The sequence below is a fragment of the Hyphomicrobiales bacterium genome, from assembly GCA_039973685.1.
In the GTDB taxonomy this organism is placed as follows: Bacteria; Pseudomonadota; Alphaproteobacteria; order Rhizobiales; family JACESI01; genus JACESI01.
In genome coordinates this window covers 62,922-76,164 of record JBDWKL010000020.1, presented here as the reverse complement: position 1 = coordinate 76,164, position 13,243 = coordinate 62,922, and the positions used below count along the sequence as shown (strand labels likewise).

Sequence of the window (13,243 nt, the reverse complement as noted above, 5' to 3'; positions counted from 1 at the left end):
TAATATAAAAAATGCCCGCAAATGCGGGCATTTTGTTTGCTGTCATGTGATCGATGGCTAAGCAATGCACCATTAAAGTGCATTCTTAATGCCCACTATGAAGACGATTTAAAGCGCGCCGTGGCAATGTTTGTATTTTTTGCCAGACCCACATGGGCATAATTCATTGCGGCCTACTTTGCCCCAAGTTTCTTCGTCTTCAGGGTCTCTATCTTCTGGATTTACGAAAGCCATATTGACCATTTGAACGGCCATACCATCTTCGGCGTCCAGCCCCTCTTGCTCAAGATCACCATGCTCAAATTCCATATCGGACGGATATTCGTCATCAAGATCTGGTGCGTCATCTGCTATTTCGACGCGCATCAATTGGCCCGTTACCGCCTGACGCAATGTTGCTAGCATGGTTTCAAATAGGGAGAAGGCTTCTTGCTTATATTCTTGCAAAGGATCGCGTTGACCGTAGCCACGAAGGCCAACAACCTGACGCAAATGGTCAAGCGTTACCAAATGTTCGCGCCATAGATGGTCGAGAGTTTGCAAAATTACGGCTTTTTCGATGTGGCGCATGTTGTCAGTGCCAACATGAACAGCGCGTGATGCGGCATGCTCGTTTGCTGCATTTTGAAGGCGTTCGCGAATTTCTTCGTCTGCAATGCCTTCTTCTTCAGCCCATTCTTCAATCGGGAGGTCTAGTGCCAAATAGGTTTCGACTTCACCTTTAAGTTCTGGAACAGACCATTGCTCTGCATAGGCCTTTTCAGGAATATGTTTGGAGATCAAATCATCAACCACATCGGTTCGCATTTCAGCAACCGTTTCAGCCAAATCATCATCACCCATCATTTCGATGCGTTGTTCAAAAATGACTCTACGTTGGTCATTCATCACATCATCGAATTTCAAAAGGTTCTTACGAATGTCGAAGTTTCGAGCTTCAACTTTCTTTTGAGCTTGCTCAAGCGCCTTATTGATCCATGGGTGAATAATAGCTTCACCTTCTTCAAGACCAAGACGTTGTAACATGCCATCCATACGGTCTGAGCCGAAGATGCGCATGAGATCATCTTGCAATGAGAGATAGAATTTTGAGCGCCCTGGATCACCCTGACGACCCGAACGGCCGCGCAGTTGGTTATCAATCCGGCGGCTTTCGTGGCGTTCTGTTGCCAGAACATAAAGGCCACCCGCTTCAAGCGCCTCGTTTTTGAGGACGTCAATTTCGGCTTCAATTTCCGCGATTTTCTTGTCGCGCTTTTTGCCCTCTTCCATGTCGCCGAGTTCCATCTCGATGCGCATATCAAGGTTGCCGCCAAGTTTAATATCAGTACCGCGACCGGCCATGTTGGTCGCGATGGTAACCGCACCTGGAACGCCAGCTTGGGCTACAATCTGCGCTTCTTGCTCGTGGTAGCGGGCGTTGAGGACATTATAATCCTTCAAGCCTTTTTGCTTCAACAAGTCAGCAATTAACTCAGATTTTTCAATCGAGGTGGTACCAACGAGAATTGGTTGGCGCTTTTTCTGCGCTTCTTCGATTTCTAAAACGATGGCGTTATATTTTTCTTCGACCGTGCGATAAACTTCATCGCTTTCATCGAGCCGTTGCACTGGCAGGTTGGTCGGAATGTCGACGACTTCCAAGCCATAAATATCACCAAACTCTGAAGCTTCCGTAAGAGCTGTACCCGTCATGCCGCCGAGTTTGTCGTACATGCGGAAATAGTTTTGGAACGTTACAGAGGCGAGCGTCTGGTTTTCTGGTTGAATTTCTGCGCCTTCCTTCGCTTCAAGCGACTGGTGCAGGCCTTCTGAGAAACGACGTCCAGGCATCATGCGGCCTGTGAATTCATCAATAATCACAACTTCATCATTGCGAACGATATAGTCTTTGTCTTTTAAGAAAAGCTTGTGTGCACGCAAGGCATTGGTGATGTGGTGAACCATCGTCACGTTCTCTACATCATAGAGGTTATCACCTTTTAAGAGGCCCTCTTCTCTAAGCAAGCCTTCCAAAAACTCATTGCCTTCTTCTGTGAAGTTGGCAGATTTTTGTTTTTCATCAATCTCATAATGCTCTTCTGTGAGCTGCGGGATGAATTTATCGACCAGAATATATTCGTCAGAGCGATCTTCCAGCGGACCTGAAATAATGAGCGGTGTTCGTGCTTCATCAATGAGGATCGAATCAACCTCATCCACAATCGCAAAGTAGTGGCCGCGCTGCGACATGGTGTCGACAGTGTATTTCATGTTGTCGCGCAAATAATCGAAGCCAAGTTCGTTGTTTGTCGCGTAGGTAATGTCGCAGCCATAAGCCTGCTGGCGTTCTTCATCATCAAGGCCGTGCACGATGATGCCGACACTGAGGCCAAGGAAATTATAGAGCTTGCCCATCCATTCCGCATCACGGGTGGCAAGGTAATCGTTCACAGTTACGACATGAACGCCTTTGCCGGTGATTGCGTTAAGATAAACGGGCAGGGTTGCAACAAGTGTTTTACCTTCACCCGTACGCATTTCAGCAATGGCATTTTCATGGAGAACCATGCCACCCATAAGCTGAACATCAAATGGTCTCATGCCAAGAGCACGCTTTGATCCTTCGCGAGCAACCGCAAATGCTTCGATCAAAAGATCGTCAACAGACGTCCCATTTTCGTAACGATCACGGAATTCATCAGTTTTAGCGCGCAATTCTTCATCACTTAGCGCCTCTAATTCCGGTTCTAACGCATTGATTGCATCAACTTTAGGCTGGTAGCCTTTGACACGTCTGTCTGTCGGAGTGCCAAAAACTTTGCGGGCGATCGCGCCAAATACCATTGGATTTTCCTATTGAGTCACATATTGACGAATTTGTTTGGTCTTCTTAAACCAGAAAAGGATGCGTTTAGGTTAATAAACCATCCTAGACGATCTATTGAGAGACAGATAAGAGTGGGCAGTGTTTATGTCAACGTCGATTGATCGATGAAAGAATGGGCTAGCCTCGAGAGTTAATCTCGATTATGGATTGCTATTTATGAAGTCGATTTTTTGACATATTGTCGTGCGAGCCACACGCCAACGAAAATACCTAACGCTCAAGAGCCCTAAAAATGGTGCTCTTGATTAATATTTGGAGATTTTGATGATCCGTTCATCCGCCGTAAAACCCCTCGTTCTCGCATCCATGAGAAAGATGCTTCTGTCATCTATGATAGTTGGAAGTGCAACGGTTTTTAGTTTGTCAGGCGCAGCTTATGCTCAGCAATCAGCATTTAAGCTGGAAGATGTAGCCTTCTCCGTCAATGGTGTTGAATATACCAATCAAGACCTTTCCATAGCTGCCGTTGATTTTTCTGACGAGTTGCAACGCGTAGAGCCTAAAGAGCGCAGACAAGCTTTGATCAATATTCTGATTGATATGATATTGCTTGCTGATGAAGCGGAAAAAGTAAAAATCCAAGATGGTAATTTGTTCAAACGTCGGATGGCGCATTTGAGACGTTTGAATTTGAGAAACTTGTATGTCACTGAAAAAGTTCAGTCACAGGTCACAGACGAATTACTTCAGGAACAATATGTTGAGCGTCTTGCTCGTTTTGAATCGGAAGATCAAATTAGGGCTAGCCATATTCTCGTTGAGACGGAAGACGAAGCAAAGCAGCTCATCGTAGATTTGGGTGCTGGCAAAGATTTCGCGGAACTTGCAAAAGAAAAATCCACTGGCCCAAGTGGAGAAAATGGCGGCGAACTCGGCTTTTTCCGTAAAGGTCAGATGGTTGAACCTTTTTACAATGCTGCGGCTGCGTTGAAGGCTGGTGAAATTTCGAAAGAGCCAGTGAAAACGCAATTTGGTTGGCATGTGATTAAAGTCGTGGAAATTTCGAAAACTGAAGCGCCTACTTACAATAGTATTGTTGATCAATTGCGTGGGCAGGTATTTGGCAATTTGTTCCGAGCAAAAGTGCTGGCACTTCGTGAGGATGCGAAGGTGGAAATCGCAGAAGGTCAAATTCCTGAGGAACCAGCTGCTGAAGAAGAAAAGAAGGCTGAGTAACAGTCACTATTTGCTGGTTTTATCCAGTCGGTTAAAGGTAGTTTGATGGACAACGTTTCACCGCTTGCCCCTTCCAGTTTTGTTGAATTGCCTGCACTCAAGGGTGTTGGATTGTCTGTGGCGGAAGCCGGCATTAAGTATGCGGGACGCAAAGACGTTTTGCTTATGCATTTTGATGAAGGCGCTGCAGTTGCTGGTGTGTTCACGACATCAAAATGTGCTTCAGCTCCTGTTGATTGGTGTAAGCAAATCTTGCAAGCAGGCACAGCGCGTGCCGTGCTCATCAATGCTGGCAATGCAAACGCTTTTACGGGTGTAAAGGGCTGGGAAGCAGTTCGGCTATCGGCTGAGCTTGTATCTGAGCAAGTCGAATGCCCGGTTAATCAGGTTTATTTGGCATCAACCGGTGTGATTGGCGAGCCGCTTGATGCGTCTGCTTTTGATGGCGTTTTGGGTGACCTTCATCGTGATTTGGATGAGAAATCATGGCTTGAGGCTGCAAAAGCCATTATGACGACTGATACCTTTCCAAAGGTTTCAACCGCAAGTGTTGATATTGATGGTGAGACCATCACGGTCAACGGGATTGCAAAAGGTTCAGGCATGATTGCGCCAGATATGGCGACGATGCTTTCCTTCATTGTGACAGACGCGCCAATCTCCAGCGAACTTCTTCAAAAGCTTTTGGCAAAATCAGCCGACAATTCCTTTAACTCGGTCACTGTGGATAGTGATACATCCACCAGTGACACTGTGCTTTTGTTTGCAACGGGTAAAGCGTCAATAGACCCAATCAGTGACAACAAAGACAAGAGGTTGCGACTGCTTGCAAAGGCGATTGACACGGTCGCGCTGGACCTTTCTCACCAAATCGTTCGTGATGGTGAAGGGGCAAGCAAGTTTGTCGAGATCAATGTGCTTGGCGCAAAATCGGCGCGCGCTGCAAAAAATGTTGCAAAAGCAATTGCCAACTCACCTCTAGTCAAAACCGCAATTGCGGGCGAAGACGCCAATTGGGGGCGCGTTGTCATGGCTGTTGGTAAGGCGGGTGAAGAAGCCGACCGAGATCGGCTCGCCATCTGGTTTGGCGATGTTCGCGTGGCGGTCAATGGTGAACGTGATCCTGACTACAGCGAAGAGGCAGCTTCTGCCATTATGAAAAATGACGACATTCAGCTCGTTGTGGATTTGGGTGTTGGCAACGGCAAAGCCACCATGTGGACGTGCGATCTAACCAAACAATATGTGGCGATCAATGGCGACTACCGGAGCTGATCCTAAAGTCACGACGTCAGACATTCTTCATGCTGAATCCATGGTCGCCTCTGCGTGGCCTGCTTTGAAACTCTGCCTTTCAGGACGTTGGTTGCTTGGCATGGCCGAAGGTGTTTCAGGTCGTGCTAACTCCTTGTTTTTTCTTGACCCATCTGACGATAAAAATGTTGAAGGTCGCCTTGATTGGATGGAGGCGACATACCGACGTGTTGGTTTGCCGCCTCGGGTTCGCCTTAGCCCACTGGCGCCGTTACATGTGGTTAGTTCCCTTCAAAAGCGTGGTTATGCGTTTCAAAATCCAACTTTAACCTTGAAGCGGGATTTGCCTCTGGCTGTCGATGTCGACCGTTTTGATGTGAATATCGAAATATCATCAAGTTACACGGATGTATGGATTGATACCTTCATCAACTGTACACCGCGCTTTCAAGGGCAGCGCGCGCTGCTGGCGGCGATGCTGGACGGTATTTTGGACGAAACCCGCTATGTTGTGGTGCTGAAAGACGGCAAGCCTGTTGCAACGGCAATGGGGGTTATCCATGTAGGTGTTATGACCATCCAAAATGTGGTGACGGATGAGGCATGCCGACGTCAGGGTTTTGCTCGTTCTGCCATGCATGCTTTGTTTAATGATCCTGCATCACAGTCACTCGATTGGTGTTGGCTTGCGGTTGAAGTTAATAATGCAGCGGCTATTTCCCTTTATAAAAGCCTCGGATTTCAGGACTTTTACCGCTATATTTATGCTTCACTCGATCAATAATGGATTTTCAATGAAACTCACTCTTGTTGTGGCCTGCGCGCTTGTTGATGTGGACAATCGTGTACTGATTGCCAAACGTCCTGAAGGCAAAGCGATGGCGGGTCTTTGGGAGTTTCCAGGTGGAAAGCTTGAGGTTGGCGAGCGACCTGAAGAAGCGCTTGTGCGTGAATTAAAAGAAGAGCTCGACATTGAAACCAAAGTCGATTGTTTGGCACCACTATCCTTTGCAAGCCACGGTTATGAGGATTTCCACCTCCTGATGCCGCTTTATATTTGTAGGCGGTTTTGGGGGCAGCCACGGGGTAAAGAAGGCCAAGAAATTAAGTGGGTCCGTGCCAATCAGCTACGAAGTTTTGACATGCCACCAGCTGACGAACCTCTAATTCCACCACTGATTGATCTTCTGCTTTGATTTTTAATCGTTGTGCATAAGTTTATCTCCTCATGTGAACTAATTGTTAAGCGAAAAAAGGCAAAATGCTTAAACTCTTAGTTAAATCGAGGTAGGGTTATGTGGAAGAAGTTTGAAAGTTCCGTTCGTGGCGGTGCTAGCATTGAGTACGCGCTGTTCCTTAGCGCAATGGCTATCATGGTTGTGTCGGGTGTCGCTGTTTTGGGCGATCAATTCAAACCTCAGATTATTGCTTGGCGTGAAGGCTTTAAGCCTGTCGAAATCGACTACGTGACAACTGCATCGACATCTAAGAAGCAAGGTGAATTGACCACAGACGTTCAAATTGACGGTGATACAAAGACTTACCGTGTCTACAAGCTTCCGAAGGGGCTGGAATAGCCTTCATATTAGTTAGGAATTTGTTTTGAGTATAACGATTAGATTTTTTGAGAAATTTTTTTTAGATCGCCGTGGAGCCACGGCAATAGAGTATGCCCTTATTGCAAGTTTAGTTGCTTTGGTGATCGTCGCTTCTGTTGGCTCGACTGGTGAGCAGGTTGAAAGCATTTACACCTCAATAGCTAATTCATTTTAGACGAAACAAATTAGATTAAATTATTGCATCAATTAGAAATTTCGATACGAGCTGTTGCCTTTGCAGTTCGTAATATTACCCAAGTACATCTTTAAGACTAATTTTTGCGGACCCTGGTTTTAAAGGTTTCTGCTGGCTCTCATGTGGTGCCCATCCAGACATTGATATAATTTCAAAGGTGGCTCTTATCCGGCCATCTGTGTCTGAATAATTTTCCACGTAGTGTTCAACGGCACGGTCAAAAACATCGCGTCGCATGAAGGTTTTTGGTCGACTATGAATACAATTCGTCGCCCCCATCGCTCTTAGATCACGCATTAAATCCATCGGATGGTCATAGCGCACGGTTAAATGCTCAGTGTCGGTGACAGGGAGGGCAAAGCCTGCGCGTTGGAGAAGGTGGCCTGCGTCTTTCACATCAATAAACGGAAGAACCCGAGCATTTGCACTACCGGTCAATTCTGCTTCAGCGACGAGAAAAGATTGTCGTAGTTCGTGCAGGGTCGAACCACCCATTACCATGCCAAGGAACAACCCATCAGGGCGCAAGGTCCGTCTGATTTGAATGAGCGTACCAGGTAGGTCATCTACAAATTGAAGATTGAGTGCTGAGACAATGAGATCAAAGGATGCATTGGCAAAAGGTACAATATCATCTTCGCAAACGATAGAATTTGATGTCGCAAATGCCGATGACTTTGTTTGAATGACTTCGGTGTCTGGCCCTGTTTTTTGAAGGGCATCGAAAATTGCCGAACCAGCATTATTAAGATCAGCGATCTTTTTCAAAGGTTTGGTAATCGTCGATAGTCTGAGTGCGAGATCATCTGCTGCATAACGCACAAGAAAGTCGGCGTCAGATTTCGCAATCAGGTGTGCACGCTCTCGGTTGCGGCGCAGAGCGGTTTTGTCGACGATTACTGGTGGTTTTTGCTGTGTTGCCAATGGTTGTACCTTTTATGGCAGGCAATGATTGCGGGCGGTCAAGATATCTTAATTGGACGTAGCGCGGTTTTGATGCTGAAATAAAGAAAGACGGAGTGAGATACAAGCAAAACATAGGTCTTGAGCTTAGATGAGCCAGATTTTCGATTTTCATAGCCTATCAGCGCATACAAAAAACATGGCGAAAGCGATGTTTCATCTCGTCTTACCACCGCGTTGTCTTTCTTGCGATGACATGGTCGCAAATCAGGGCGGTCTTTGTTCGTCATGTTGGGCTGAATTGCCGCTTATTGATGGTCCAGTTTGCCAGCGTACGGGCAGCCCTCTTGCGTTTGATTTGGGCGAAGCAATAACAAGCGCTGAGGCAATCGCGGACCCGCCGCTTTACCGAAAGATGCGGGTTGCCAGCCGCTATGATGGAACAGCGCAAAAACTGACGCTGTCTATGAAGTTTCATGACCGCCTCGACTTGGCAAAGCCCTTGGCAGGCTTCATGGCGCGCGCGGGTTCGGCTTTATTGGAAGAGGCTGATGTTTTAATTCCCGTTCCTCTGCATCGCAGCCGGTTTATTAGTCGTCGGTTTAATCAAGCAGCTCTTTTAAGTCGTGAAATTAGTAATCTCTCTGGCGTGCCTTGCGCTTTACAAGCGATTGAGCGGATCAGAGAAACAAGGCAGCAAACAAGCCTTCAACGCAATGAACGACATAGAAATGTCGAAGGTGCTTTTAAGGTGCCAGCAGAACAAACGATTAATGTGCACGGCAAACGGGTGGTGTTGATTGATGATGTTGTGACCACTGGCGCGACGGTTTCTGCCTGTGTTAGAGCACTTCTTCGTGAACAGGCGGCCCATGTGGACGTTCTTGCCTTTGCGAAGGTTGTAGATGCAGATAAAAATCTCATATAAGCAGCTGAATGAATTACCCCATTGCTGGGAAAGGAAATCCAATGCAAAACGTTATTATCTACACTCGGAAATTCTGCCCTTACTGTACGGCTGCAAAAAAGCTTTTGAAGCACAAAGGCGCAAGTTTTAAAGAGCATGACGCGACAATGAACCAAGCGCTGCGCAGTGAAATGATCAAAAAATCGAATGGTGGATCAACTTTCCCACAAATCTTCATCGGCAAAACCCATGTGGGTGGTTGTGATGAGCTTTATGCTTTGGAAGACGCTGGCAAACTTGACCCGCTTTTGTCTGCCTAACGGCGATGTTTAAAGCTGCTTGTATCCAACTGCGTTCAACCCGATCTGTGGGTGAGAACATTGAAACGGCGTCTGAATTGATACGGGCAGCTGCAGCGGATGGCGCGACTTATATCCAAACACCGGAAATGACCCATCTGGTTGAAACCGGTCGCGCGCCTTTGATGGAAAAAATCGTTGAGGAACCGCAAGATGAAGGTGTGAAGGCGTTTGGTGCTTTGGCTGAAGAGCTTGGCATAACACTTCACATTGGCTCTCTTGCGATTCTTCGTGCTGATGGCAAGGTTGCCAATCGGGCGTTTGTCTTTGGGCCTGATGGTGGGTTGGTCACGACCTATGATAAAATCCATATGTTTGATGTGGATTTGGACAATGGTGAGCGTTGGCGGGAATCGAACACCTATGAACCTGGTGTAAGCTCGCCTGTCGTGAAAACACCCGACGCAAAAATCGGTGTTGCGATTTGTTATGATGTTCGTTTTCCAGAAGTGTTCCGTCGCCAAGCTTTGGCGGGTGCGGATATACTGACGGCGCCTGCTTGTTTCACACGGCAGACAGGACAAGCCCATTGGCATGTTCTCATGCGCTCGCGGGCGATTGAAAATGCGAGCTTCATGATCTCGGCGGCCCAAGGCGGCACCCATGAAGATGGTCGCAAAACTTTCGGGCACAGCATTATCGTTGACCCTTGGGGGACTGTTCTGGCTGATAGCGAGAATGATGAGCCGGGGTTTATTATCGCGAAAATTGATTTGCAAGATGTTGTGAAAGCACGTAAACGCATTCCGGTTTTGACCCATGGGCGAGAATTTGATACGTCGTCGGTCTCTTACAGTTCAGAAAAGTAACCTCAGTGATTAAATACGCCCTTAAATGCAGTGAAGACCATCTTTTTGATGGTTGGTTTGGCAGTTCCGCTGCGTTTGATAGGCAGAAGGAAATGGGCCTTGTGACCTGTCCTTACTGTGGCACTGATGAGGTTGAGAAGACTTTGATGGCGCCTTCGGTTACCGGCACTAAAATGCAAGGTGAAGCCGTTGACGCTGAAGCAGGAGATACAGATGGCGAGGCTGCTGCTTCGGCACCCGTTCCCGTTCCATCACCTGCGTCCAATGTGACTGAAGCTGATATCATTCCCGCGACTATTCCAGAACCTCTGGTTCATGGTGATGACACCATGCGAGCGGTGATTGATAAAATGCGTGAGCTACGCACTTGGGTTGAAGACAATGCCGTCAACGTTGGCGATAAATTCGCCGAAAAAGCACGCGAAATTCACTACGGTGAAGAAGATGCTCACGGTATTTTTGGCAAAGCGACCTTTGAAGAGGCGCAAGAACTGATTGATGAGGGCGTGGACTTCATGCCTTTGCCCGCCCTGCCAGAAGACAATAACTAAACGTTGAATTTAAGTTCTGCGCTTAGGCAGGCTTGGTTGCCAGCATCATGTAATTGACATCCATGTCTTTTGATTTGGACCAACGATCAAGGATTGGATTATAGGTGACGCCGCTTTCATCAAGCAGCGACATGCCGCCTTTGGCGAATGCTTCTTCCAGCTCTTCAGGCTTTACAAGCTTTTCAAATTCGTGGGTACCAACAGGCAACCAGCGCAGCACTTTTTCTGCCATGAAGATCGCAAGCATCCGCGCTTTTGCCGTTCGGTTGATGGTGGCCATAAACATCAGCCCGCCAGGTTTTACCATCTCGCAGCAACTTGCCATGAAAAGGTCCACGTCTGCGACATGTTCCACCACTTCCATGTTTAAGATGATGTCGAATTGCTCGCCCGCTGCCGCCAAGTCTTCCGATGTGGTGGCGCGGTAATCAACTGTAACACCTGTTTGCTCTGCGTGAATTTTTGCGACTTCGATATTAACCTCAGAAGCATCCGCACCAACAATCTCAGCGCCAAGACGAGCCATTGGTTCACATAACAAGCCGCCACCACAGCCAATATCCAAAATCCGTAAACCTTCGAACGGTTTTGGTTTGGACGCATCAATTTCGAAATGTTGGCAGACCCGCTCTTTGATATAGGAAAGGCGAACCGGATTAAATTTATGCAAGGGGCGGAATTTGCCCGTTGGGCTCCACCATTCAGCCGCTATTGCAGAAAATCGGGCGACTTCTGCATCATCAATAGTGGTCGCTTGCTCACTCATGCCATCTATCCATTGGTTGTTCTTGCATGTTTATGTGCATCAATCTGGTTGAACTTCAAGGTTTTTCGGATAGCTCTGTCTTAAATACAGTCGAATATTGCTCCTTATAGTTTCAGTGATTGTAACAATTTTCTATTAGGGCCATGCTCCGAACTTGGGAGAATGCTGTGGCGACACCGAGATTGAATTTTTTGCTGTTTATCATTGTGGTCTCGCAATTTGCGAGCACGTCGTTATGGTTTTCTGGCAATGCAATTTTGCCGGACCTTGAACAAGACTGGGGCCTTGCTCCTGAAGCGCTTGGCCATATTACGATGGCGGTGCAAATAGGATTTATCGCAGGCACATTGAGCTTTGCGGTTTTGACCTTGGCGGATCGTTATTCACCGCGCGCAATTTATCTCATTTGTTGTTTGGGTGGGGCGTTGGTTTCGGCATCAACGGTGTTGATAGATGAAAGTCTTTCGCTGTTTTTGGCTAATCGTTTTCTGGTCGGATTTCTTCTGGCGGGCATTTATCCCGTCGGCATGAAAATCGCCTCTGGCTGGTTTAAGCAAGATTTGGGTCTTGCGCTTGGATTTATGATTGGCGCGCTGGTACTTGGCACGGCTTCTCCGCATCTTGTGAGGGCAATGGGGCAATCATGGGACTGGCAGACGGTTATTATCAGCGTTGCGATACTTGCGGCTTTCGGTGGCGTGTTGATGGCAGCTTTTGTGCCCGATGGTCCGTATTTGAAGCAAGGTTCAAAGTTCGATTTTAGCGCGGTGGGGAAAGTATTTTCCTCAGCGAAGTTTCGCAGTTCTAGCTTCGGTTACTTCGGCCATATGTGGGAAATTTTTGCGGCTTGGGCGTTCTTTCCCGTTCTGCTGGTTGGCTACGTGGCGACCAGACCAGAGCTCACCATAAGTATCTCGCTTTGGACCTTTATCCTGATAGGGGTCGGTGCTGTTGGCTGTGTTATAGGCGGGGTATTGGTGCGTCGGTTTGGCAGTGCGCGGGTCGCAACGTTTCAACTCTTTGGGTCGCTCATTGGATGTTTGATTTCTCCATTGATGTTCCTCGCACCTCAAGAAATATTCCTGCCATTTTTGATCGTTTGGAGTATTTTGATTTCAGGCGATAGTCCGCAATATTCGACTTTAAATGCACAATTCGCGCCGCCAGAATTGGTCGGCTGTGCGCTCGCTGTTGCCAACGCCATTGGGTATATGATTTCAATTGTCAGCGTTCAGTTGATCAACCACATGATTGAGCCAATGGGCATTCAATATGTGTTCTTGCTGCTTGTACCCGGCCCATTGTTTGGGCTTTGGGCCATGTGGCCGCTTGTTAAAAAACAAGACAAGCGAGCTGAATGATTGTGAGAGCTTAACCGCGACCGCGATAACCGGGTACTGCTTGATCCGGTATCCAAACGCCTTTTGGTGCTTCGCCCGTTTGCCAGAAAACGTCAATTGGCATGCCGCCGCGCGGGAACCAATAGCCACCAATGCGCAGCCATGTAGGGTTGATGGTATCAACAATGCGCTGGGCCACTGACAAGGTGCAATCTTCATGGAAGGAACCATGATTGCGGAATGAGGTGAGGAAGAGTTTGAGCGATTTAGATTCGACCAAATACTCGCCTGGAATATAATCAAGCACCAAATGCGCGAAATCAGGTTGTCCTGTCATCGGGCACAACGATGTAAACTCAGGTTGCACAAAGCGAACCACATAATCCGTGCCCGCATTATTATTCGGCACGCGTTCCAACACGGCCTCATCTGGGCTTTGTGGCTGGACGGTTTGACCGCCCAGCATGGTTAGGTTTGATGTGTCTGTCTTTTTGATGTCGCTCATAAAACTCTCG

15 protein-coding genes are annotated in these 13,243 nt (G+C 47.5%); 11 read left to right on the top strand and 4 right to left on the bottom strand.

Features of this window, described 5'->3' with window-relative positions; translation table 11 throughout:
* Window positions 1–108: 108 nt before the first annotated feature.
* A complete protein-coding gene (secA, locus tag ABJO30_06375) occupies window positions 109–2,826 on the bottom strand; it encodes a preprotein translocase subunit SecA (GenBank protein MEP3232435.1) in 2,718 nt (905 codons plus the stop codon).
* A gap of 307 nt (window positions 2,827–3,133) precedes the next feature.
* Between secA and ABJO30_06370 the strand changes: the two genes are divergently transcribed.
* From ABJO30_06370 to ABJO30_06345, 6 genes are all read left to right on the top strand, one after another.
* Entirely contained in the window at window positions 3,134–4,045 is a 912-nt protein-coding gene (locus ABJO30_06370; GenBank protein ID MEP3232434.1) for a peptidylprolyl isomerase, read from the top strand.
* Between the two features lie 42 nt (window positions 4,046–4,087).
* Complete coding sequence (gene argJ / locus ABJO30_06365; protein ID MEP3232433.1) at window positions 4,088–5,320, top strand: bifunctional glutamate N-acetyltransferase/amino-acid acetyltransferase ArgJ; 1,233 nt, start codon at window positions 4,088–4,090, stop codon at window positions 5,318–5,320.
* On the top strand, window positions 5,301–6,083 hold the full coding sequence (locus ABJO30_06360) for a GNAT family N-acetyltransferase (GenBank protein MEP3232432.1): 783 nt from the start codon (window positions 5,301–5,303) through the stop codon (window positions 6,081–6,083). The genes argJ and ABJO30_06360 overlap by 20 nt, the downstream gene beginning before the upstream one ends.
* Window positions 6,084–6,093: 10 nt before the next feature.
* Window positions 6,094–6,495, top strand: coding sequence for an 8-oxo-dGTP diphosphatase MutT (mutT, locus tag ABJO30_06355; GenBank protein ID MEP3232431.1), 402 nt, complete (start codon window positions 6,094–6,096; stop codon window positions 6,493–6,495).
* Between the two features lie 99 nt (window positions 6,496–6,594).
* Window positions 6,595–6,876 carry a hypothetical protein gene (locus tag ABJO30_06350; protein ID MEP3232430.1) on the top strand — a complete coding sequence of 94 codons (282 nt, stop codon included), beginning with the start codon at window positions 6,595–6,597 and terminating at the stop codon, window positions 6,874–6,876.
* Between the two features lie 25 nt (window positions 6,877–6,901).
* Window positions 6,902–7,072, top strand: coding sequence for a Flp family type IVb pilin (locus tag ABJO30_06345; protein ID MEP3232429.1), 171 nt, complete (start codon window positions 6,902–6,904; stop codon window positions 7,070–7,072).
* A gap of 75 nt (window positions 7,073–7,147) precedes the next feature.
* Here the strand turns inward: ABJO30_06345 and ABJO30_06340 are convergent, their stop codons facing one another.
* Window positions 7,148–8,017 carry a methyltransferase domain-containing protein gene (locus ABJO30_06340; protein MEP3232428.1) on the bottom strand — a complete coding sequence of 290 codons (870 nt, stop codon included), beginning with the start codon at window positions 8,015–8,017 and terminating at the stop codon, window positions 7,148–7,150.
* Window positions 8,018–8,147: 130 nt separating this feature from the next.
* On the opposite strand from ABJO30_06340, the gene ABJO30_06335 reads away from it, so the two are divergent.
* Genes ABJO30_06335 through ABJO30_06320 form a run of 4 tightly spaced genes read left to right on the top strand, consistent with a single transcriptional unit; the run spans window position 8,148 to window position 10,622 of the window.
* Window positions 8,148–8,924, top strand: coding sequence for a ComF family protein (locus tag ABJO30_06335; GenBank protein ID MEP3232427.1), 777 nt, complete (start codon window positions 8,148–8,150; stop codon window positions 8,922–8,924).
* A gap of 41 nt (window positions 8,925–8,965) precedes the next feature.
* Window positions 8,966–9,223 carry a glutaredoxin 3 gene (gene grxC, locus ABJO30_06330; GenBank protein MEP3232426.1) on the top strand — a complete coding sequence of 86 codons (258 nt, stop codon included), beginning with the start codon at window positions 8,966–8,968 and terminating at the stop codon, window positions 9,221–9,223.
* A gap of 5 nt (window positions 9,224–9,228) precedes the next feature.
* Complete coding sequence (locus ABJO30_06325; protein ID MEP3232425.1) at window positions 9,229–10,071, top strand: carbon-nitrogen hydrolase family protein; 843 nt, start codon at window positions 9,229–9,231, stop codon at window positions 10,069–10,071.
* A 5-nt stretch (window positions 10,072–10,076) separates the two neighbouring features.
* Window positions 10,077–10,622: a DUF1178 family protein gene (locus ABJO30_06320; GenBank protein MEP3232424.1), complete on the top strand. Its 546-nt coding sequence runs from the start codon at window positions 10,077–10,079 to the stop codon at window positions 10,620–10,622.
* Between the two features lie 22 nt (window positions 10,623–10,644).
* Here ABJO30_06320 and ubiG read toward each other — a convergent pair whose 3' ends face one another.
* Window positions 10,645–11,388 (bottom strand): bifunctional 2-polyprenyl-6-hydroxyphenol methylase/3-demethylubiquinol 3-O-methyltransferase UbiG, encoded by a 744-nt coding sequence (gene ubiG / locus ABJO30_06315; protein ID MEP3232423.1) that lies wholly within the window; start codon window positions 11,386–11,388, stop codon window positions 10,645–10,647.
* Between the two features lie 167 nt (window positions 11,389–11,555).
* On the opposite strand from ubiG, the gene ABJO30_06310 reads away from it, so the two are divergent.
* A complete protein-coding gene (locus ABJO30_06310; GenBank protein MEP3232422.1) occupies window positions 11,556–12,749 on the top strand; it encodes an MFS transporter in 1,194 nt (397 codons plus the stop codon).
* Window positions 12,750–12,759: 10 nt separating this feature from the next.
* Here ABJO30_06310 and queF read toward each other — a convergent pair whose 3' ends face one another.
* Entirely contained in the window at window positions 12,760–13,224 is a 465-nt protein-coding gene (gene queF / locus ABJO30_06305; protein MEP3232421.1) for a preQ(1) synthase, read from the bottom strand.
* Between the last annotated feature and the right edge of the window lie 19 nt (window positions 13,225–13,243).